Below are 20,488 nucleotides of genomic sequence, written 5' to 3'. Positions count from 1 at the left end.
GGCGTGGGCCACGCGCAGCGCCTGGCGGCGCGCCGCCGGGGCGGCCTTGCGGCCAGCGGGCGCGTCAGGCACGCCGTTCGACGAAGAAGCGGCGTTCATTGAATTCGCCTTGTTTGCCGGTGTTGAAGGAAGAGACGGGGCGGTGATAACCCATGACGCGGGTCCAGACTTCGCAGCGCACTCGCTGGCTGTCGGGCAGGCGCAGGGCCTGGGGGGCAGTGGGTTCAACAGAGATCAAGGTTTGCATGGCGGTTCCTTGGGGTTGGGCCGGGCGGGAATGCCCGGTGAAAAAATTCAGGCCGGGGCGCAGCACGCCGCCTGCCTGGCTTGCAGTTCGGCGTCGCATTTCGGGCAGAACTCGTGGTGCCCGGCCAGGTAGCCGTGGTGGGGGCAGATCGAGAACGTGGGCGTGACGGTGATGTAGGGCAGCCGGAAATTCGACAGCGCGCGCCGCACCAGCGCCTTGCACGCGTCGGCCGACGACACGGCTTCGTTCATGTACAGGTGCAGCACGGTGCCGCCGGTGTACTTGCCTTGCAGCGCTTCCTGCAGCGACAGCGCTTCGAACGGGTCGTCGGTGTGGCCCACCGGCAGTTGGCTGGAATTGGTGTAGTACGGCTGGGCCGCGGTGCCGGCCTGCAGAATGTTGGGCCAGCGCTTTTTGTCTTCGCGGGCAAAGCGGTAGGTGGTGCCTTCGGCCGGCGTGGCTTCCAGGTTGTAGAGGTGGCCGGTTTCTTCCTGGAACTGCGTCATGCGCTCGCGCACCCGGTCCAGCAGGCGCACGGCCAGCGCGTGGCCGGCAGGCGTGGTGACGTCGTCGGTATCGCCGCTGAAATTGCGGATCATCTCGTTGATGCCGTTCACGCCCAGCGTGCTGAAGTGATTGCGCAGCGTGCCCAGGTAACGCCGGGTGTAGGGGTACAGGCCCTGGTCGATGTAGCGCTGCACCACCTTGCGCTTGGTCTCGAGCACGTCGCGGCCCAGGCCCAGCAGATGATCCAGGCGCGCCATCAGCGCGGCCTCGTCGCCCTGGCAGGTATGGCCCAGGCGGGCGCAGTTCACCGTCACCACGCCGACCGAGCCGGTCTGCTCGGCCGACCCGAACAGGCCGTTGCCGCGCTTGAGCAGCTCGCGCAGATCCAGTTGCAGGCGGCAGCACATGGATCGCACCATGTGCGGTTCCAGGTCGGAATTCAGGAAGTTCTGGAAGTAGGGCAGCCCGTAGCGCGCCGTCATCTCGAACAGGCGTGTGGTGTTGGGGTGGTCCCAGTCGAAATCAGGCGTGATGTTGTAGGTGGGAATGGGGAAGGTGAACACGCGCCCCTTGGCGTCGCCGGCCATCATCACTTCGATGTAGGCGCGGTTGATCATGTCCATTTCGACTTGCAGATCGCCGTAGGCAAAGGGCATTTCCTCGCCGCCCACGTAGGGAATCTGCTCCTTCAGGTCGGCCGGGCAGGTCCAGTCGAAGGTCAGGTTGGTGAACGGCGTCTGCGTGCCCCAGCGGCTGGGCACGTTCAGGTTGTAGATCAGTTCCTGCATGGCCTGCTTGACCTCGCCGTAGGTCATCGCGTCGCGGCGGATGAAGGGCGCCATGTAGGTGTCGAACGAACTGAACGCCTGCGCGCCGGCCCATTCGTTCTGCAGCGTGCCCAGGAAGTTCACGATCTGGCCGATGGCCGCCGACATGTGGCGCGGCGGCGTGGCCTCGACCTTGCCGGGAATGCCGTTGAAGCCTTCGGTCAGCAGCTGGCGCAGCGACCAGCCGGCGCAATAGCCGCTGAGCATGTCCAGGTCGTGGATGTGGATGTCGCCTTCGCGGTGGGCGCGGCCGGCCTCGGGCGTGAAGACGTTGGACAGCCAGTAGTTGGCGGTGACCTTGCCGGCCACGTTCAGGATCAGCCCGCCCAGGCTGTAGCCCTGGTTGGCGTTGGCGTTGACGCGCCAGTCGCGCTGTTCCAGGTATTCCTCCATGGCGCTTTCCACGTCCACCAGCGTGTGGCGCAGGGAGCGCAGGCGGGCGTGCTGTTCGCGATACACGATGTAGGCGCGGGCGGTGCGCCAGTAGCCGGCGCGCACCAGCGTCTCTTCGACCTGGTTCTGGATGGTCTCTACGCCGGGGCAGACATTACCGTCGGCGGCCAGCGCGTCGATCACGGCAGCGGTCAGCGCCTGGGCGACGTCGGCGTCCAGTTCGCCCGTGCTGTGGCCTGCGGCGGCGATGGCCGCGGCGATCTTGGCGCGGTCGAATTCCACGACTCGGCCGTCGCGCTTGAGGATGTGTTCGAGTTGCATCGCTGACACCATATGTTGTGGGGTGAGAAAACTCTACCACCACCTATGGTGCCCAATGCGGCCCGGCCGCGCTGTTTGTCGGCCGGGTTTGATGCGGGTCAAATGGCGCGGGGTGCACCCGCGCCGGCGCAATCCGGCGGCGCGGTCCTAGAACCCGAAGCTGACGCCCGCGATGGAAATCACCACCGCCAGGGCTGCCGTGCGCATCGCCGGGCGCGGCGCCCACGACAGCATGCCGACCCACAGCAGGGCGCCGGCCGAGAGCCAGCCCAGCCAGGCCACCACGCCCACGGTATTGCCCCACAGGCCCACGCAGGGCAGCAGCGCCAGCAGCAGCAACAGGATGCCGGCGCCGCGCAGCACGCGGGTATGGCTGGCCGACGGGTCGCGGCCCCAGACCTGGTCGTAATGGCGCGGCATGGCCAGGCTAAGACAAGCCATGCCGGAATAGGTCAGCAAGAGCGCCATGGCGATGCCGGCGGCGTCATTCAGATTCATGCGGCGGCTTCCTGTGGGGCGCGGGGAGGGCGGGGTGTGCCTTTCGGCGGGGCCGAGAGCGGCTGGTTGCGCAATCGTATCGCAGCCCATGCGGCGGCCAGGCCCGTGGCCATGGCCGTGAGCTCGACGCCCGCGCTTTCCCAGTCGCCGCGGCCGATCTGCGCCAGCGGATGATCGCCCAGCGTCACCAGCGACAGCACGGGCAGCAGCAGGCACAGCGCCGCCAACAGCCCCAACTGCCCGATCCAGGCGCGCCGCGGCGTGCACAGCCAGGCATGCGCCAAGGTCAGCGCCCATACGATGAAGAACACGCGCACTTCCCAGCCCGCGCGCTGCGGCAGCGACACGGGCAAGAGGCGGTTGGCCCACAGATAGGCGATGCAGGCGATGGCCAGCCCCGCCAGCGCGGCCACGTTCAGGCCTTCGATCAGGCGGTAGACGCGCGCCGTGGCGACGCCGAATTCGTTGCCCATCCTGGTGCGGCGCTTGACCATGAACAGCACGGCGCCGGTGCCCATCATGGCGGCGCCGGCCAGGCCGCACAGGAAATACAGCCATTTCATGGCCAGCCCGCCGAACTTGACCATGTGCAGGTCGGACATGACCTGGCGGGTCAGCGATGCGCTGCCGCCGTGCACGCCGCCGGGCGTGCGCATGCGCAGCACGTCGCCGGTGGCGCCCGAAAACTCCACCATGCCGGTGGTGCTGCTGATCGACCGGTACGTCGTGGCGTCATCATTCCAGCCGTACACGCCGATGCGCATGGCGCCGTCTTCCGGGTTGTTGATGACGATGGCGCGGGCGCTCTGGCCGATCATCTGTTCGGCGCGGGCCACCAGGGGTTCCAGCGCGGGCACAGCCAGCGGCGTGCCGGTGGGGGCCGGCTTGTCTTCGCCCATCAGCTCGGCCAGGTACTGGCGCGACGCTTCCATGCCCGGCCCATACGCCGCCACCATGGGCGCGGGCATCAGCGTCACGCTGGAAATCACGATGCCGGTATAGACGATCATGAACTGGAACGGCAGCGTCAGCACCGCGGTGGCGTTGTGCGCGTCCAGCCACGAACGCTGGCCTTTCCTGGCGCGGAAGGTGAAGAAGTCCTTGAAGATGCGCTTGTGCGTGACCACGCCGGACACCATCGCCACCAGCATCGCCATGGCCGCGAAGGCCACGATCCACAGGCCGGCGGGGTTGGCGTGCAGGGTGTAGTGGAAGTCGACGAAGTGCGTGCCGCCGATCGTGGCGCGCGCGGTGCCGTGGGCATCTTCGGCAAGTTCCTCGCCTGTGTCGGGGTCCAGTTCGGCGTCGGCGTATTGGCCGTTCTTGTCGAACCAGTAGGCCACCAGGCCGTTGTCATGGAAGCGGTCGACGGGCCAGATCTCCCACATGCCGGCGCCGGGGTGGTGGCGCGTCATGTATTGCACCGCCAGTTCAAGCCGGCGTTCGCGGTTCACGGGGGCGGACGTCTGCTGCGCGGCCTGCGCTTCGGCGGCGTGGTGCTCGGGCGTCATCCAGTGCGTGATGGCCTCGGAAAACACCGCCAGCGAGCCGGTCAGGAACACGGCGAACAGCAACCAGGAAAACCACAGGCCGACCCAGGTGTGCAGCCAGGCCATGGATAAGCGGAAACCGGATTTCAGAACGAGCCTCTTTCTTGTCGACGCGGCCGCTGGGCAGGGCGCGCGGGCATTTTATTGAGAATGGTTCTGATTCTAGTCTAAATGGGGTCGGAATGGGCGGGCCACGGCGGTGGGTGGCCCGCTTTCGTAGCCAGCGTCCCAGGGCTGGCGCGAATGGGCGGCCTGCGCGCGGCAGTGAGGGGGCCGCCTTGGGGGGGCGCCAATCCAGGTGGCGTCAATCCAGCTTGATGTCGGCGCGCCGGCCCACTTCGCCAAACGTGCGCAGCTCGTCTTCCATGCGGGCCTTGAAGGCCGGGCCGGGCAGGTACACGGGTTCCAGCGCCAGGTCATTGATGGCGCGGCGCACCTGCGGGTCCTGCATGATGCTCGACACCGCGTGGTTCAGCGTGTCCAGCACCGGGGCGGGCGTGCGGGCCGGCGCCACCAGGCCGTACCAGCCCACCATCGACACGCCGGGCAGGCCGCTTTCGATGAACGTGGGCACGTCGGGCAGTTGCGGCACGCGGTGTTCGCCGGTGACGGCCAGCGCGCGCACCTTGCCGGCCTTGACCTGCGGCGCAGCCGACGACACGGTATCCACGCCCAGCGCGATCTCGCCGCCGATGAGCGCCGTGATGAACTGGGCGCTGCCCTTGTAGGGCACCGGCGTCATCTTGGTGCCGGCGGCCTCGGCAAACATTTCACCCACCAGATGCGGTGCGGACCCCGGGCCGAAGGTGCCGTACATCAGGCCGCCGCTGGCGCTGTGGCGGCGGGCCAGTTCGGCGGCTTCCTGGGCGGTGTTGGCCGCCAGGCCGTTCTGCACCAGCAGCACCACCGGGGCCAGGGCCACGATGGCAATGTGCTCGAAGCTGGCGCGCGGGTCGTAGGGCAGCGACGGCTTCAACGCGGGCAATACCGTGTAGGTGGTGCTGCCCGACAGCAGCAGCGTGTAGCCGTCGGGCTGGGCGCGCGCCACGGCATCGGCGCCGATGACGGTGGAGGCGCCGGGCCGGTTTTCCACGATGACGGCCTGGCCCAGCTTGCCCGACAGCTTGTTGGCCAGCAGGCGCGCCACGGCGTCGGTGGCGCCGCCCGGGGTAAACGGCACGACCAGCTTGATAGCCTGTTCAGGATAGGCGGCGCGGGCGTCGTCCGCCCAGGTGGCGGCGCAAAGGGTGGCCGCCAGCAGGGCGGCGGCGGACAGGCGGGTCAGGAAGCGGGGGCGCAAGGGCAGGGTCATGGACGGTGTGGGAGCGGGATGGGGGTGATCGGTCAGGCGGCGGGCTTGGCGGCCTGGCGCAGCGCGGCGCCCTGGGCGCCCAGGTCCCAGAACAGGCCCGCCATGATCGCCAGCCCTTCGCGCGCCACGCTGCCCAGCAGGTGTTCGTTGGGCGCATGCTGCGCGCAGGCGGGATAGGAATGCGGCACCCACAGCGTGGGCAGGCCCAGCTGGTCGGCGAAGATGTCGTTGGGCAGCGAGCCGCCCAGGTTGGGCAAGAGCGCCGGGCGTACGCCCGTGGTGCGTTCCAGCGAAGCCGCGGCCCAGCGCACCCAGGCATTGTCGGGCGACAGGCGGGTGGCGCCGGCCTGCATGCCCACGCGGATCTTCACGTCGGTGTAGCCCGCCTGGTCCAGGTGCGCGCGCACGTGCGATTCCAGCGCCTTCCAGTCGGTGCCCACCACGAAGCGCAGCTGGCACCAGGCCACGGCTTCGGGCGGAATGGCGTTGACCGGCTTGGCTGGATCGCCCGCGCCGAAGGTCAGTACGTCCAGGCTGTTCCAGCCGAATACTTTCTCCGGCGCCGACAGGCCCGGTTCGCCCCAATACGCGTTGATCTCGGGATCGTCCGCGCCGCCGCCCACTTGCAGGTCGGCCAGCGCCGCGGCCACCGCGGCGGGGATGGGCGGCGGGCGCAGGCCCGCCACCTGGATGCGGCCGTTGGCATCGACCAGCGAGGCGATGGCGTGCGACAGCACGATGGCGGGGTTGGCCAGCAGGCCGCCCCAGTTGCCCGAGTGATAGCCGCGTTCACGCGCGCGCAGCGACAGTTCGAAATTCACCGCGCCGCGCGAGCCCATGAACAGGGTGGGGCGGGCGGCGTTCAACCGCGGCCCGTCGCTGGCGATGAACACGTCGGCCGCCAACGCCTCGCGCTGCGCGTCGCAGAACGCCGCCAGCCCGGGCGAGCCGGCTTCTTCGCCGGTCTCGATCAGCCAGGTGGCGTTGAAGCCCAGCTTGCCGCCGCGCGCCCGCAGGGTCTGGCGCAGGGCGGTCAGGTTGATAGTGTGCTGGCCCTTGTTGTCGGCCGTGCCGCGGCCGTACCAGCGGTCGCCGTCGACCTGCAGGCGCCAGGGGGCGCGGCCTGCGTCCCACTTGGCTGCGTTGCCGCGCACCACGTCGCCGTGGCCGTACATCAGCACCGTCGGCAACTGCGGGTCTTCGATGCGCCGCGCCACCAGGATGGGCAGGTCCATGCCGGCCGGGTTGGGATGCACCTGACAGGAAAAGCCCAGCTCGACCAGCGCCGGCACCAGGTTGTCGTTCAGATAGGCATGCTGGCGCGGGCCCTGCTCGGGCACCTCGCTTTCGGTCGGGTAGGCGACGCGGCCGGCCAGCTCGGCCAGCAGGGAACCGTCGTCATAGGCGTGGGTGGCATGCTGGATGGCGAGTTCTCGGGTCACGGCGGTCTCGGGGTAGGCGGCAAAGGCACAAAGTTATTACGCTTGCTCGCGTGCCACAATTAGATATTTCGCATATGAGCATTGCTATTTAGGCATGGATTCGGGCCTGTTCCCAGAGGGCGGGGCAGGGCAAGGCGGCGTTGCAGGGTTTGGCAAGACGGCGCACTGCGGGTATTCCATGACAGGTTGGTGATGACGGTATTTACGAAGACGGCGTTGCTGTTACTACGATGACGGCGCTGCCGTGACTACGAAGACGGCGTTGCCGTGACGAGGTTGCCATGATTTCACTGGGTCTGAGATATTTCCTGGAAGTCGCGCGCGGCGGCTCCATTGCCGCCGCGGCTGCCGCGCTGCACGTGGCCGCCTCGGCCGTCAGCCGCCAGATTTCAAAACTGGAAGATGAATTGGGCGTGACGTTGTTCGAGCGGCGTGCGCGCGGCATGGCGCTCAGCGAAGCCGGCCTGCAACTGGCTGCCTACGCCAACGCCGCCGAACTGGAAGCCGAGCGCGTCGCCGCCGGCATTCGTCAGCGCAACGCGCTGGGCGACGTCACCATCCGCGTGGCCTGCACCGAAGGCTTCGCCCATGGCTTTCTGCCGATGTGCATGGCCGACTTCAAGCGCAGCCGCCCCGAGGCGCGCTTTCACCTGCGCGTCGAGCACCCCGAAGAGGTCAACCGCCATGTGCTGGAAGGCCTGTCGCAGCTGGCCCTGCGCTACACCGTCGCGCAGGACGACCGCTTGAAGACCGAACTGCTGTGCCGCGCCCCGGTCTACGCCATCATGTGCCGGCGCCACCCGCTGGCCACCCGCCGCAGCATCGGCATGCGCGACCTGACGCAGGTGCCGCTGTCGCTGGGCGACCCGGGCACGACCGTGCGCCAGCTGTTCGATGCCGCCTGTGCCAACGCCGGCCTGCACATCGAACCGGCCTACGTGTCCAACCATTCGGCGGCCTTCCTGCCGATGCTGCCCGGCAGCCAGATCGTGGCCTTGTCGGGGTATCTGACATTGATGGGGCAGATGGACAGCGCGGGGCTGGTGGCCGTGCCGTTCAGCAATCCGGAAATGCGCCAGCGCAGCATCCAGGTGGTGACGCTGCAAGGGCGAACCTTGCCGCCGCTGGCGCGGGAGTTCCTGGGGTTGCTGGCGGAACGCTTGAATGCGGCGCCGCGGGCGCCGGAGGGGGAGCGGGGTGGGCGAGATTAAAAGACGGCTGCCTGCGCAGTTGCGGTCTTGAATTGCAGGATGAGATTCTCCTTTCAAATTGGGGTTTCCTGCAGGGGAGAGTGGTCTCGTGGAAGATCGATACCGCGAGCTCACCCTGCGGCCGCATCCACATCAAAGAACCCCACCGGCACATGCGCGGTCAGCCAGACGCCGTTGTCCGCTTGAAAAAACACGTGCCCCGCCTGCCGCATCCGGTCTGCAGCGACCTTCAACACCACGGGTTTGCCATAGCGCTGGCCCACCGACACGGCGGTGGCGATGTCTTGCGACAGATGCACGTGATGCCGGCTTCCGGGGATCAGGCCTTGTTGCTGGATCGATTCAAGAAAGCGCGTGGCGGTGCCGTGATACAGGAACGGCGGCGGTTCTTTTTCGATGTGCTGGATGTCGACGCTGTCGCTGGTGTGCCCCTGCACAGCGCGTATGCGGGCGCCGTCCGGCGAGATCGAAAAGCGCTTTTTGTCGTTGTCGCGCACGACGTCCGCGATCAGGTCGCGGTCCAGGCGGCGGCCGTGTCGGGCTGCCGCGGCAATGAGCTGATCGATGTCGGCCCAGCCTTCCTGGTCGAGTGCCAGGCCGATGGATTCGGGCGCGTGGCGCAGGATATAGCTGAGAAACTTGCTGGTGTCGGTATTCTTTTTGTTATGCATTTTTTATTGTTGTTGATTGTGCGCCGGCAACTTGAATGTGCCGGCTGGGCATGATTTTACAGGAGACCCCATGGACCCCCGCAAGCAACTGCTGGAAAAACTCGAAGCGCTGGATGCACTGGACGAAGCGCATTTTCCGGTGGTGACGCTGGATGAATACTTCACCGGCAACGACCAGGAAGAATCCATCGCGCCGAACCAGTGGGAGTACGGACGCCCGCCGATCCGCGAGATCCATGCGCACTTCCAGGCCATCGCGCAGCGGCCTGACGTGCAGGGCGTCTATGTCGGCCTGCACCAGGATTGGAGCATGGCGCTGGAGTGCGACGATTGGCCCGCCGCCGAAAACATCCACGTGATTTCGTCGGCCCCGCAGGAAACGGCCGAGCAATGGCTCGAAGGGCTGGAGGCGGACGGCATCATCGTCGGCTGGCCTTATGGCAAGCACGCGGCAGCGCCCGAGCCGGGTGCGGGGTTCCACGTGTACACGGTGTGCTGGGACTGACTCCAGTTTCTGCCTGGCGGGAAACAAGAAATCGCCTCAAATTGAGAACAAAGAGTCTCAATTTGAGGCGTATTGCATGGGAGAGGCCGCTCTTTCACGTAAAACTCATCTTGAGAACGAAAGGACTCATTTTGAGAACAAAAAGACTCAAAAAGAGTACACTCATCCGAGCTAGTCCTACTGCGGGAGCAGACCATGAGTGACAAACAGGACGCTTTGACGGCGCTTTTTCCGGCGACTTTGCGTAAAAAGCTACTTACGCTGATTTTCCTGAGGCCGGACGAAGAATTTCATGCGGGCGAATTGGCTCGCTTGCTTGATGTGTCGCGTGGGGCATTGGCCCGCGAACTGATCGATATGACGGCGGCCGGTGTCCTGGCGCGGGCGCGCCGTGGCAACCAGGTGCTTTACCGGGCCAATCACGACGCGCATTTCTTTCCCGAACTACGGCGGTTGATTCAACAGTTGGCGGGCGCGGTGCCTGCATTGAAGCAGGCCGTTGAGGCCTACGCTGACGACATCGACATTGCGTGTGTATTTGGGTCGATGGCGCGGGGCGACGCCGGTCCCGATAGCGACATCGACCTGTTGCTGGTCGGAGATCGAATCACAGGGCGCATCAAGGCCGAACTGAGAGTGGCCATGACAGACGCCGGCCGTGCTTTGGACATCCTGGACCTGACGCGGGCCCAGTATGCCGAGCTGCTGGATCAAGATAGTCCGTTTATCCGTGAGGTGCTCGATGGGCCTCTCATCATGCTGATAGGAAAGAAGGATGACCTTAAGGACGCCAGCGTATTTCGAGCAAGCGGGCAATCTCAGGCGAGCGCCGCAAGATAGATGGCGGGTGCAGGAATGGCTTAAGGACGCCGTCGGCAAGCTCAATGATTCCGGCCTGACCCAGGCCACGGCATCGACGCGGCTTTCCGCGGCCTACGATGCAATTTTTTCGAGTGCGCTGGCGGCGATGAATGCAGAGGGCTTTCGCGTCGATGCAAGCGAAGGGCATCACAAGATCGCGATCGAGGTATTGGCTTCGCTATTGGGATATTCGGATGTGCAGCACCAGGAATTGCAGATCGTGCGGGAAGGGCGCAATCAGCGTTACGACGGCCGCGCGCCGACGGAATCGCAGATCGAAGAGGCGCGTGCCTGGGCCGAGCGCGTCCTGAATGATGTCAGCCAATGGTTTCAGCGCCGATACCCTGATCTGCTGAAAAAGTGATCCTGCGCCGGTGACGTCCATTGAATTGGCGAGCGCATTTCAACCCCTTCACCCCAGCCGTCTCACCCCCCGCCCGCGCCACCCCGCCACCCGCAGCCGCATCCTCTCCAACGCCAGATAAACGATCGGCGTCGTGTACAGCGTCAGGAACTGGCTGATCATCAGCCCGCCCACGATCGCGACCCCCAGCGGGCGGCGCAGTTCCGAGCCTTCGCCCATGCCCAAGACCAGCGGCAGCGCGCCCAACAGACCCGCCAGGTTGGTCATGACGATGGGGCGCAGGCGCAGCATGGCGGCTCGGTGGATGGCTTGTTCGGGGGTGAGGCCTTCACGGCGTTCCAGGCTCAGCGCGAAGTCGATCATCAGGATCGCGTTCTTCATCACCACGCCCACCAGCAGAAACAGGCCGAGCAGCGCGATCAGCGTGAATTCGATGTTGGCCAGCCGCAGCGCGAGCAGCGCACCCACGCCGGCCGACGGCAGGGTCGACAGGATGGTCAGCGGGTGCAGCGGGCTTTCGTACAGGACGCCCAGCACCAGGTAGATGGCCACCAGCACGCCCAGGATCAGCCACGGCTGGTCCTGCAGGCTCTGCTGGAAGCTGCGGGCGTCGCCGCCCAGGCGGGTCTGGATGTGGGCGGGGACCATCAGCTTGGCCATGGCGGCGTCGATGGCGGCCAGGCCTTGCTGCAGCGACACGCCTTCGGCCAGCGAAAAGCCCACGCCCACGGCGGCAAACAGGCCGTCGTGAAAGACGCGGTCGTTGACCAGGCCGTGTTCATAGGTGGCGAAGGCCGTGAGCGGCACACGGCTGCCGTCGGCGGCCACGACCTGCACGCGTTCCAGCACTTCGGGGTCTTCGGTGTAGCGCGGGTCCAGTTCGAGCACCACGCGGTACTGGTTCATGGGGTCGTACAGGGTGGCGACCTGGCGCTGGCTGAACGAATTGCTGAGCACGCTGCTGATCGTCTGCATGTCCACGCCCAGGCGCTGGGCGGCGCTGCGGTCGATGTGGATGACCACCTGCTGGGTGGCGGCGTCGCCGACGGCGTCGACGTCGCGCAGTTCGGGAATGTCCTGCATGGCGCGGGAAATGCGGCGCGACCATTGCCGCAGGGCGGGCACCTCGCTGGCCATGATGGCCAGTTCGTGGTCGCCGGAATTGCCGAAGCCGCCGGGCATGCGCAGGTCCTGGTCGACGTTCAGGAAGAACATGCCGCCAGGTACGGGCGGGGCGTTGGCGCGCAGCCAGTTGATGACCTGGGCCGACGATTCGCCGCGCTCGGCAGCGGGTTTGAGGCGGATGAGAAACAGCGAGTTGCTGATGCCCAGGCTGCCGCCGTTGTAGCCGATGACGTCCTGCACGGCCGGGTGCCGCAACACCAGTTGCCGGTAGACGTCGATCTTGGGCTGCATGACCTGGAACGAGAAGCCGTCGTCGCCGCGCACGAAGCCCACGAGCTGGCCGGTGTCCTGCTGCGGCAGGAAGCCCTTGGGCGCCTGGGCATACAGATAGACGTTCAGGGCCACGACGCCGGCCAGCAGCAGCAAGGTCAGGCGGGCGTGGTCCAGCACGCGCGCCAACGAGACGCCATACCAATGGTGCAGGCGGCCAAAGACAGCGCGCAGGCGCGAGGGGCGGGCGGCGTGGGCCACGGGGGCTGCCGGCCGCAGCCAGCGGGCGCACAGGCTGGGAATGATGGCGACGGACACCACCAGCGAGATCACGATGGCGGCGACCAGCGTGATCGAGAACTCGCGGAACAGGCGTTCCACCAGGCCGCCCATGAACAGGATCGACACGAACACGACGGACAGCGCCAGCGTCATGGCGACCAGGGTGAAGCCCACTTCGCGCACGCCGCGCAGCGCGGCCTGACGCGGGGCCAGGCCGCGCTCCAGGTGGCGGGTGATGTTTTCCAGCACCACGATGGCGTCGTCGACCACCAGGCCGGCCGCCACGATCAGCGCCATCAGCGACAGGTTGTTCAGCGAGAAGCCCCACAGGTACATGACGGCGAAGGTGGCGACCAGGCACACGGGAATCGCGACGCTGGGAATGGCGGCGGCGCGCGCGCTGCCCAGGAACAGCCACACCACCAGGATCACCAGGCCCACGGCCAGGGCCAGGGTGATGTGGGCCTCGCGCAGGGTGGCATGGATGCCGGGGGATCGATCCAGCACCACGGTCAGGTCGACGTCGGCCGGCATCAGCGCGCGCAGGCCGGGCAGGGCCTGGTTGATGGCGGCGATGGTCTCGATGATGTTGGCGCCGGGCTGGCGGCTGATGGTCAGGACGACCGACGGGTTCTGGTTGTGAAAGCCGCTGCTGTAGCGGTTCTCGACCGAATCGCTGACCTGGGCGACCTGCGCCAGGCGGGTGGTGGCGCCGTCCTGGTGGCGCACGATCAGGCCGTTGTAGTCGTGGGCGGTGCGCGGTTGGCCGGGCGTGCCGACTTCCCAGCGCTGGCCGGGCGAGTCCAGCTGGCCCTGCGGGCCCATGGGAGCGGCGTTGGCGATGGCCTGGCGCAGGTCGTCCAGGGCGATCCCGTAGTGGGCCAGCGCGTTGGGGTTGACCTGCACTCGCACGGCCGGCAGCGAGCTGCCGCCCAGCGTCACTTCGCCCACGCCGACGACCTGCGAGATCTTCTGCGCCAGCACGGTGGCGCCCAGGTCATAGAGCTGCCCCGCGGGCCGGGTGGGCGAGCTGAGCGCCAGCGCCATGATGGGCGCTTGCGACGGGTTGATCTTGCGGTAGGTGGGGTTGCCGGGCATGCCCGACGGCAGTTCGGCGCGGGCAGCGTTGATGGCGGCCTGCACATCGCGCGCGGCTTCGTTGATGTTGCGGTCCAGCGCGAACTGCAACAGCACGCGGGTGGCGCCCTGGTTGCTGGACGAGCTCATGGCGCTGACGCCGGCAATGGCGCCCAGCGCCCGTTCCAGCGGCGCGGCCACGGTGCTGGCCATGCTTTCGGGGCTGGCGCCGGGCAGCTCGGCGCGCACCTCGATGGTGGGAAAGTCCACCTGCGGCAACGGCGCCACGGGCAAAAGGCGCCAGGCCACGGCGCCCAGCAGCGTCAGCGCCACCGCCAGGAAAATGCAGGCGATGGGTCGGTGCAGCAGCGCGCGGATCATGGCGCCGGCCGGTCGGCGGCGGCCGGGGCGGCAGCGCGGCGGCGCTGGCCCAGGCGGTGGAAGAACAGATAGACGGCGGGCGTGGTGAACAGCGTCAGCACCTGGCTGACCAAGAGGCCGCCCACCATCACCCAGCCCAGCGGCTGGCGCAGTTCCGCACCCGACCCGGTGGCCAGCATCAGCGGCAGGGCGCCGAACAGCGCGGCCAGCGTGGTCATCAGAATCGGCCGCAGGCGCAGCAGCGCGGCTTCGCGGATGGCGGCCTGCGGCGCCAGGCCGCGGCTGCGTTCGGCTTCCAGCGCAAAGTCCACCATCATGATGCCGTTCTTCTTGACCAGGCCGATCAGCAGGATGATGCCGATGACGGCGATCAGGTCCAGCGGCCGGCCGGTCAACAGCAGCGCCAGCAGCGCGCCCACGGTGGCGGACGGCAGCGTCGACAGGATGGTGATCGGGTGGATGGCGCTTTCATAGAGCATGCCCAGCACCAGGTACATGGTGACCACGGCGGCCAGCATCAGCCACAAGGTGTTGGACAGCGAGGCCTGAAAGGCCGATGCCGCCCCTTGCAGCCGCAGTTCGACGCTGGGCGGCATGGCGATGTCCTGCCGCGCGGCCTCGATGGCGGCGATGGCCTCGCCCAGCGAGCCGCCCGGCGGCAGGTTGAACGACAGGTTGACGGCCGGAAACTGCGACAGATGGTTCACCGCCAGCGGCACCGCGCGTTCGCTGACGCTGGCCAGGGCCGACAGCGGAATGGCCTGGCCGTCCTTGCTTTGCAGGTGGATGCGTTCCAGCGCGTCGGGGCTGGCTGCCAGGCGGCGGTCCACTTCCAGCACCACGCGGTACTGGTTCGACTGCGTGAACAGCGTGGCGACCTGGCGCTGGCCGAAGGCGCTGTACAGCGCCTGCGCCACGTCGTCCAGCGTCACGCCCAGGCGGGCGGCTGCGTCGCGCGACACGTCCAGGTAGGCCTGGCGTCCATCGCCCTGCAGGTCGGACGAGATGTCGGCCAATTGCGGCGCGGCAGCCAGGCGCTGGGTCAGCGCGGCGCTCCAGCGGGCCAGCAATGCGCTGTCGGGCGAGGTCAGCGTGAACTGGTACTGGCCGCGGCTGACGCGGTCTTCGATGTTCAGTTCCTGCACCGGTTGCAGGAACAGGGAAATGCCCTGCGCCTGGCGCGCCCGCGCGTCCAGCCGCGCCATGATGTCGGCCAGCGGCGCGCTGCGCTCGCTCCAGGGTTTCAGGTTGACCAGCAGGCGGCCGGTGTTCAGCGTGGGGTTCATGCCGTCGATGCCGATGAAGGACGACAGGCTGGCCACGTCGGGATCGCCCAGCAGGCTTTGCGCCAGCGCCTGCTGGCGCCGCGACATGGCCTCGAACGAGGTGCTTTGCGCGGACTGGGTCACCCCTTGCAGCACGCCGCCGTCCTGCACCGGGAAAAAGCCTTTGGGCACGGCCAGGTACAACAGGCCCGTCAGCACGACCGTGGCCAGCATCGCCAGCAGGGTCAGGCGCTGGTGGCGCAGGGTGGCGTCAAGCCAGCCGGCATAGCGTTCCTGCAGGCGGTCCAGCAGGCCGGGCGGGCGCTCGGCGTGCGCGGGCAAGAGGCGCGCGCACATCATCGGCGTCAGCGTCAGGGACACGGCCAGCGATATCAGGATGGCCACGGCCAGCGTGATGGCGAACTCGCGGAACAGGCGGCCGACCACGTCTTCCATGAACAGCAGCGGGATCAGCACGGCGATCAGCGACAGGGTCAGGGACACCAGGGTGAAGCCGATCTGCCCGGCGCCCTTGAGTGCGGCCGACATCGGGCTGTGGCCCTGTTCACGATAGCGGGCGATGTTCTCGAGCATGACGATGGCGTCGTCCACCACGAAGCCGGCGCCGATGGTCAGCGCCATCAGCGTCAGGTTGTTGGTGGAAAACCCCGCCAGGTGCATGAAGCCGAAGGTGCCGATCAGCGACAGCGGCACGGCCAGGCTGGGGATCAGCGTGGCCGGCAGGTTGCGCAGGAACAGGAAGGTGACCAGCACCACCAGGCCCACGGCAAAGGCCAGTTCCCATTGAACCCCCCGTACGGATGCGCGGATGCTCTCGGTGCGGTCGGTCAGGATGCGCACCTGCACGGCGGCGGGCAGGCTGGCGGTCAGTTGCGGCAGCAGGGCCTTGACCTGGTCGGCCACGGCGATGACGTTGGCGCCCGGCTGGCGCTGGATGTTCACCAGCACGGCGGGCTGGCGGTCGACCCAGGCGGCCAGGTAGCGGTCTTCGGCGCCGTCTTCCACCGTGGCCACGTCGCCCAGCCGCACCGGCGCGCCGTTGCGCCAGGCCACGATCAGGTCGCGGTATTCCTGGGCGCTTTGCAACTGGTCGTTGGCGTCCATGATGACCGAGCGCACCGGGCCGTCGAAGCTGCCTTTGGGTTGGTTGGAGTTGGCCTTGGCGATCGTGTCGCGCAGGTCCGACAGTTGCAGCCCGCGCGCGGCCAGCGCCATCGGGTTGGCCTGCACCCTGACCGCTGGCCGCTGGCCGCCGGCCAGGCTGACCATGCCCACGCCGGACAGCTGTGCCAGGCGCTGGGTCATGCGGGTGTCGACCAGGTCGTACACCTGCGGCAGCGGCACCGAATCGGATGTGACGGCCAGCGTCAGGATGGGCACGTCGGCCGGGTTGACCTTGCGGTACACGGGCGGAGTCGGCAGGTCGTTGGGCAGCAGCGAGCCGCTGGCGCTGATGGCGGCCTGCACTTCCTGTTCGGCCACGCCCAGCGACACGTCCAGCGAGAACTGCAGCGTGATGACCGAGATGCCGCTGCCGCTGGACGACGACATCTGCTTCAAGCCGGGAATCTGGCCAAAGCGGCGTTCCAGCGGCGCGGTGACGGCGCGGGCCGTCACGTCGGGGCTGGCGCCGGGGTAGGGCGTGGTGACCTGGATGATGGGGTAGTCCACCTGCGGCAGCGCCGCCACGGGCAGCAGGCGCCAGGCCAGGATGCCCGACAGCAGCAGCGCGATCATCAGGAACGACGTGGCGACCGGGCGCAGGATGAAGGGGCGGGACAGGCTCATGGTGGGGGGGCGTCTCGCGTTAGCTCTGAGTGTCCACGACCTGCACGCCGCGGCCGTCGTGCAGGCGGTCCACGCCTTCGACCACCACGCGCTCGGCGGGCGCCAGGCCCGACACGACGGTGACGCGGCCGGCGTTCGCGCGGCCCAGCGTCAGTTCGCGGCGGGTGGCCTTCAGGGCGTCGTCGATGACGTAGACAAAGGCGCCGTCGGTGCCGTATTGCACCGCGGCCGTGGGAATGGACAGCACGTCTTCGTGCTGCGCCAGGGCCAGCCGGATGTTGACGAACTGGTTGGGGAACAGCGATTCGTCGGCGTTCTCGAACAGGGCGCGCAGCTTGACGGTGCCGCTGGCGGCCTGAACCCGGTTGTCCAGCGCCTGCAGCGTGCCCTCAGCCAGCAAGCGGCGGTCGTCGCCGTCCCAGGCTTGCACCCGCAGCACCGTGCCGTCGGCGCGCGCCTGGGCCTGCGCTTGCCGCAGCAGGTCCAGCCGGGTTTCCGAAATGGCGAACAGCGCCGAGATCGGCCGCATCTGCACCAGGGTGGTCAGGCCGTCGGCATCGGTGGCGCGCACGTGGTTGCCGGCGTCGACGCGGCGCAGGCCGATGCGGCCGTCCTGCGGCGCGGTGATGCGGGTCTGCTCCAGCAGGCGGCGGGCATCGGCCACGCGGGCGGCCAGGCGCTGGCGCTGGGCGGCGTAGCTGCGCACCTGGGCCTCGGCGGTGTCCAGTTGCTGGCCCGCCACGGCTTCCTGGCGGGCCAGGGTGCGGTAGCGGGCCAGGTCGATGCGGGCGTTGTGCAGCAGCGCATCGGTATGGGCCAATTCACCTTCGGCCGCGGCCAGGGCGGCCTGGTAGGGGCGCGGGTCGATCTCGGCCAGCAACTGGCCGCGCTGCACGGTCTGGCCCTCGGTGTAGTGCAGCTGCTGCAACTGGCCGTCGACCTGGCTGCGCAAGACCACCTGCGCCAGCGGGGTGATGGTGCCCAGGGCGTGCAGGTCCAGCGGCAGCGGGCCGCTGCGCGCGGCGGCGACGCTGACGGCCACGGGCTGCTGGTCGTAATTGGGAATGGCGGGGGCGCCTGGGCCGGGCGACATATAGCGCCACACGCCCCAGGCGGCCAGCGCGATCACGATCAGGGCGGCGGCCAGCGCCTTGGCGCGGCGTTTTCCAGGCGGGGAGTGTCGGGGGGAAACAGGGCCCGCGGGCAGGGGCAGGGACATCGGTACTGCCAGGGTTCAGGGGTTGGGGACAGTTCGGATTCTATCTGAATAATAATTATTAGCGTTTTCGAATCAGCAAGCTGTCAGGTTTCAGGGGGAAAGGCGCGATTGCATGAATTCCAGCAAGGCGCGCACGCGCGCGGTCACCGAGTGGCGATGGGTGTACACGCCCAGCAATTGCAGCGGGGCGGGCCGCAGGTCCAGCGGCACTTCCTGCAAGCGGCCTGCCGCCAGATCGTCCTGGCATGACATGGCCGCCAGGATGGCAAAGCCGATGCCCTGGCGGGCGCCGGCCAGCGCCAATTCCCCGCTGTTGACCCGGTAGCGGCTGCGCACCGGCACTTTCACGATGCCGCCGGCACCGTCGTCGAACTGCCAGGGTTGGCCCTTGAGCGCGCTGAGCGTGGTGATGCAGGGCAACGCTTTCAGTTGGCGCACGTGGCGGGGCGTGCCAGTCTGGGCGAGCAGGGCCGGGGCCGCCACCACGATGCTGGGCAGCGTGACCAGGTCGCGGGTGATGAGCGCGCTGTCTTCCAGGCGGCCGCGATGGAACACGATGGACAGGTCCACGTCTTCGCGCAGCGCGTCGATGCCGGTCAGGCGGGTATCGCATTCCAGCTCGATGCCGGGGTGCAGATCGCAGAACTCGGCCAGGATGGGGGCGAGCAGCCGCGGCGCCTCGCCGGGCATGCACATCTTCAGCGGGCCGCGCAGTTCGCGCCGCACGGCGCCCAGTTCTTCCTGCGTGCTGGCCAACGCATCGAGCAGGGGCTTGGCGCGCTGGTACAGCAATTGGCCGGCCTCGGTCATGCGCAGGTGGCGCGTGCTGCGTTCCAGCAACCGGGCGCCCAGCTTTTTTTCCAGCGTGGCCACGTGCCGGCTGACGTTGGACGAGGGCATCGACAGCAGGCGCGCGGCCCCCGCGAAACTTTGTTCGTCGACGACGGCGGCGTAGACGCGCACGGCATTCAGATCCATGGCCTGTCGCATGATTATCCCAAATAAGGTAAGAAACGATCCCATTTTTGCATGCTAGTTATCTCATCTGGCGCAATCTACGATGCCGTCTCGTTTCGAATCTGGTCCCCCCCGCAGGCGGTGGACGGCAACATTCCAAGGAGTCTTCAACATGGACATCGGCATCGTGGGCGGCGGCGTGGCAGGCTTGAGCGTCGCGCTTTCCCTGCACCGGCTGGGGCACCGTCCCAAGGTCTACGAGCGCGGCGACGGGCCGGCGACCATGGGGGCCGGCGTCACGCTGTGGCCCAATGCCGGCCTGGTGCTGGACGAGCTGGGGTTGTTGCGCGACATCGCCAGGGTCGGGGGGCGGCCGGTGGCGATGCGCCGCCTGGATTCGGCGGGTCAGCCGCTGGGCGGCATCGATATCGGGCTGCTGGACCGGTTGATGGGGTATCCCACCCATACGATCCTGCGGCGCGATTTGCTGGCCGTGCTGCTGGACCACGCTGCCAGGGCCGGGATCGACGTCCTGTATGGCCATCGCGCCACGGCGATCGACCTGGACGATGGCGGCAGGGCCGTGGCCACGTTCGACAACGGCGTGCGCATTCGGCCCGACCTGCTCATCGGCGCGGATGGCCGCATGGGTTCGGTCGCGCGCCGCTTCGTCGCGGGCGACAACGCGCCGGTGTATCAGGGCTTCGTGAACTGGATCGGCGTTGCGTCGGACGCCGGCGCATTGGTGGACGATATGGCCATCCAGGACTACTGGGGCGTGGGCGAGCGCTTCGGCCTGGTGCCGGTCCGGCAAGACCTGGTGTATTGGGCCGCAGCTCAGGCGCGGCCCAATACACCAGGTCCCGCCGAGGCCGGGGCGGTGGATCTGCGCGCCGATGTGCAACGCCTTTTTGGCGAATGGGCAGGGCCGATCCCCCGGATCATCCAGGCCACACCCACGGCAGCCTTGCGGCTGATTGCCGTGCATGACCTGGAACCTTTGCCCGTCTGGAGCCGGGCCAACGTGCTGCTGGTGGGCGATGCGGCGCATGCGCCGTTGCCCACGTCGGGGCAAGGCGCCTGCCAGGCGTTGGAAGATGCCTGGCACCTGGCGCGTTGCCTGGAAGAGGCCGGCGCCACCCTGGACGCCGCGCTGCAGCGCTTCACTCGAATTCGGGGGCCCAAGACCGCGCAGTTGACGCAACAGGCGCGCGGGTTTGCGCAGGCCCTGTTCATCACGGATCCCGACGTGTGCCGGACCCGCAACCAGCAGGTCCTGGCGGCCGACCCGGTGCAGCAGGTGCAGGCCATGGCCGCTGGGTGGGCGCAGGGGCTGGAATCGGCAAGCGTTCGCACGCAGGGATAAAATGCCGTCCAATCATGCCATGGCGCGC

The 20,488-nt window shown here is 67.8% G+C and carries 16 protein-coding genes; 5 read left to right on the top strand and 11 right to left on the bottom strand.

The features are described from left to right. Window positions 1-64: 64 nt before the first annotated feature. From nrdD to HV798_RS29850, 6 genes are all read right to left on the bottom strand, one after another. Window positions 65-247: an anaerobic ribonucleoside-triphosphate reductase gene (nrdD, locus tag HV798_RS29875; RefSeq protein ID WP_025137715.1), complete on the bottom strand. Its 183-nt coding sequence runs from the start codon at window positions 245-247 to the stop codon at window positions 65-67. Window positions 248-294: 47 nt separating this feature from the next. Beyond that, window positions 295-2,295, bottom strand: a complete 2,001-nt coding sequence (locus HV798_RS29870) for a ribonucleoside triphosphate reductase (RefSeq protein ID WP_175196119.1) — start codon at window positions 2,293-2,295, stop codon at window positions 295-297. A gap of 147 nt (window positions 2,296-2,442) precedes the next feature. Then, entirely contained in the window at window positions 2,443-2,793 is a 351-nt protein-coding gene (locus HV798_RS29865; RefSeq protein ID WP_025137717.1) for a DUF3325 domain-containing protein, read from the bottom strand. Then, window positions 2,790-4,409, bottom strand: coding sequence for a PepSY-associated TM helix domain-containing protein (locus tag HV798_RS29860; protein WP_175196117.1), 1,620 nt, complete (start codon window positions 4,407-4,409; stop codon window positions 2,790-2,792). Before HV798_RS29860 ends, HV798_RS29865 begins: the two co-directional genes overlap by 4 nt. A 238-nt stretch (window positions 4,410-4,647) precedes the next feature. Beyond that, the gene (locus tag HV798_RS29855) at window positions 4,648-5,655 is read right to left on the bottom strand and encodes a Bug family tripartite tricarboxylate transporter substrate binding protein (protein WP_175196115.1); all 1,008 of its coding nucleotides are present in this window, start codon (window positions 5,653-5,655) and stop codon (window positions 4,648-4,650) included. Between the two features lie 32 nt (window positions 5,656-5,687). Beyond that, complete coding sequence (locus HV798_RS29850) at window positions 5,688-7,097, bottom strand: M20 family metallopeptidase (RefSeq protein ID WP_175196113.1); 1,410 nt, start codon at window positions 7,095-7,097, stop codon at window positions 5,688-5,690. Between the two features lie 281 nt (window positions 7,098-7,378). Between HV798_RS29850 and HV798_RS29845 the strand changes: the two genes are divergently transcribed. Then, window positions 7,379-8,308 (top strand): LysR substrate-binding domain-containing protein, encoded by a 930-nt coding sequence (locus tag HV798_RS29845; protein ID WP_175196110.1) that lies wholly within the window; start codon window positions 7,379-7,381, stop codon window positions 8,306-8,308. 110 nt (window positions 8,309-8,418) lie between these two features. On the opposite strand, the gene HV798_RS29840 is transcribed toward HV798_RS29845, so the two are convergent. Continuing rightward, a complete protein-coding gene (locus HV798_RS29840) occupies window positions 8,419-8,979 on the bottom strand; it encodes an RNA 2'-phosphotransferase (protein WP_175196109.1) in 561 nt (186 codons plus the stop codon). 70 nt (window positions 8,980-9,049) lie between these two features. Here HV798_RS29840 and HV798_RS29835 point away from each other — a divergent pair, with 70 nt between their 5' ends. The 3 genes from HV798_RS29835 (at window position 9,050) to HV798_RS29825 (ending at window position 10,709) form a co-directional block, all read left to right on the top strand. After that, a complete protein-coding gene (locus HV798_RS29835; RefSeq protein WP_175196107.1) occupies window positions 9,050-9,484 on the top strand; it encodes a hypothetical protein in 435 nt (144 codons plus the stop codon). A gap of 195 nt (window positions 9,485-9,679) precedes the next feature. Next, window positions 9,680-10,324, top strand: coding sequence for a nucleotidyltransferase domain-containing protein (locus HV798_RS29830; protein WP_175196105.1), 645 nt, complete (start codon window positions 9,680-9,682; stop codon window positions 10,322-10,324). After that, window positions 10,260-10,709 carry a hypothetical protein gene (locus tag HV798_RS29825; protein WP_175196103.1) on the top strand — a complete coding sequence of 150 codons (450 nt, stop codon included), beginning with the start codon at window positions 10,260-10,262 and terminating at the stop codon, window positions 10,707-10,709. The genes HV798_RS29830 and HV798_RS29825 overlap by 65 nt, the downstream gene beginning before the upstream one ends. A gap of 48 nt (window positions 10,710-10,757) precedes the next feature. On the opposite strand, the gene HV798_RS29820 is transcribed toward HV798_RS29825, so the two are convergent. The 4 genes from HV798_RS29820 to HV798_RS29805 all read right to left on the bottom strand — a co-directional run bounded on the left by HV798_RS29820 (window position 10,758) and on the right by HV798_RS29805 (window position 19,127). Next, complete coding sequence (locus HV798_RS29820; protein ID WP_175196101.1) at window positions 10,758-13,844, bottom strand: efflux RND transporter permease subunit; 3,087 nt, start codon at window positions 13,842-13,844, stop codon at window positions 10,758-10,760. Beyond that, window positions 13,841-16,918 carry a multidrug efflux RND transporter permease subunit gene (locus HV798_RS29815; protein WP_175196099.1) on the bottom strand — a complete coding sequence of 1,026 codons (3,078 nt, stop codon included), beginning with the start codon at window positions 16,916-16,918 and terminating at the stop codon, window positions 13,841-13,843. Before HV798_RS29815 ends, HV798_RS29820 begins: the two co-directional genes overlap by 4 nt. 19 nt (window positions 16,919-16,937) lie before the next feature. Further along, the gene (locus HV798_RS29810) at window positions 16,938-18,137 is read right to left on the bottom strand and encodes an efflux RND transporter periplasmic adaptor subunit (protein ID WP_175196097.1); all 1,200 of its coding nucleotides are present in this window, start codon (window positions 18,135-18,137) and stop codon (window positions 16,938-16,940) included. A gap of 90 nt (window positions 18,138-18,227) precedes the next feature. Next, entirely contained in the window at window positions 18,228-19,127 is a 900-nt protein-coding gene (locus tag HV798_RS29805) for a LysR family transcriptional regulator (protein WP_175196095.1), read from the bottom strand. Window positions 19,128-19,266: 139 nt separating this feature from the next. On the opposite strand from HV798_RS29805, the gene HV798_RS29800 reads away from it, so the two are divergent. Beyond that, window positions 19,267-20,460 carry an FAD-dependent monooxygenase gene (locus HV798_RS29800; protein WP_175196093.1) on the top strand — a complete coding sequence of 398 codons (1,194 nt, stop codon included), beginning with the start codon at window positions 19,267-19,269 and terminating at the stop codon, window positions 20,458-20,460. Window positions 20,461-20,488 lie beyond the last annotated feature (28 nt).

The organism is Achromobacter deleyi, from assembly GCF_902859705.1.
Taxonomy (GTDB): Bacteria; Pseudomonadota; Gammaproteobacteria; order Burkholderiales; family Burkholderiaceae_B; genus Achromobacter; species Achromobacter deleyi.
Note: the sequence above shows the minus strand (reverse complement) of the source record. Positions and strands in the feature narration are given on the sequence as shown.

What these genes read in the sequence shown, in the direction of transcription:
- nrdD (WP_025137715.1), bottom strand. Translation starts at nt 247, where the DNA reads ATGCAAACCTTGATCTCTGTTGAACCCACTGCCCCCCAGGCCCTGCGC.
- HV798_RS29820 (WP_175196101.1), bottom strand. Translation starts at nt 13,844, where the DNA reads ATGATCCGCGCGCTGCTGCACCGACCCATCGCCTGCATTTTCCTGGCG.
- HV798_RS29800 (WP_175196093.1), top strand. Translation starts at nt 19,267, where the DNA reads ATGGACATCGGCATCGTGGGCGGCGGCGTGGCAGGCTTGAGCGTCGCG.
- HV798_RS29845 (WP_175196110.1), top strand. Translation starts at nt 7,379, where the DNA reads ATGATTTCACTGGGTCTGAGATATTTCCTGGAAGTCGCGCGCGGCGGC.
- HV798_RS29830 (WP_175196105.1), top strand. Translation starts at nt 9,680, where the DNA reads ATGAGTGACAAACAGGACGCTTTGACGGCGCTTTTTCCGGCGACTTTG.
- HV798_RS29825 (WP_175196103.1), top strand. Translation starts at nt 10,260, where the DNA reads ATGACCTTAAGGACGCCAGCGTATTTCGAGCAAGCGGGCAATCTCAGG.
- HV798_RS29860 (WP_175196117.1), bottom strand. Translation starts at nt 4,409, where the DNA reads ATGGCCTGGCTGCACACCTGGGTCGGCCTGTGGTTTTCCTGGTTGCTG.
- HV798_RS29840 (WP_175196109.1), bottom strand. Translation starts at nt 8,979, where the DNA reads ATGCATAACAAAAAGAATACCGACACCAGCAAGTTTCTCAGCTATATC.
- HV798_RS29835 (WP_175196107.1), top strand. Translation starts at nt 9,050, where the DNA reads ATGGACCCCCGCAAGCAACTGCTGGAAAAACTCGAAGCGCTGGATGCA.
- HV798_RS29865 (WP_025137717.1), bottom strand. Translation starts at nt 2,793, where the DNA reads ATGAATCTGAATGACGCCGCCGGCATCGCCATGGCGCTCTTGCTGACC.
- HV798_RS29870 (WP_175196119.1), bottom strand. Translation starts at nt 2,295, where the DNA reads ATGCAACTCGAACACATCCTCAAGCGCGACGGCCGAGTCGTGGAATTC.
- HV798_RS29815 (WP_175196099.1), bottom strand. Translation starts at nt 16,918, where the DNA reads ATGAGCCTGTCCCGCCCCTTCATCCTGCGCCCGGTCGCCACGTCGTTC.
- HV798_RS29805 (WP_175196095.1), bottom strand. Translation starts at nt 19,127, where the DNA reads ATGCGACAGGCCATGGATCTGAATGCCGTGCGCGTCTACGCCGCCGTC.
- HV798_RS29855 (WP_175196115.1), bottom strand. Translation starts at nt 5,655, where the DNA reads ATGACCCTGCCCTTGCGCCCCCGCTTCCTGACCCGCCTGTCCGCCGCC.
- HV798_RS29810 (WP_175196097.1), bottom strand. Translation starts at nt 18,137, where the DNA reads ATGTCCCTGCCCCTGCCCGCGGGCCCTGTTTCCCCCCGACACTCCCCG.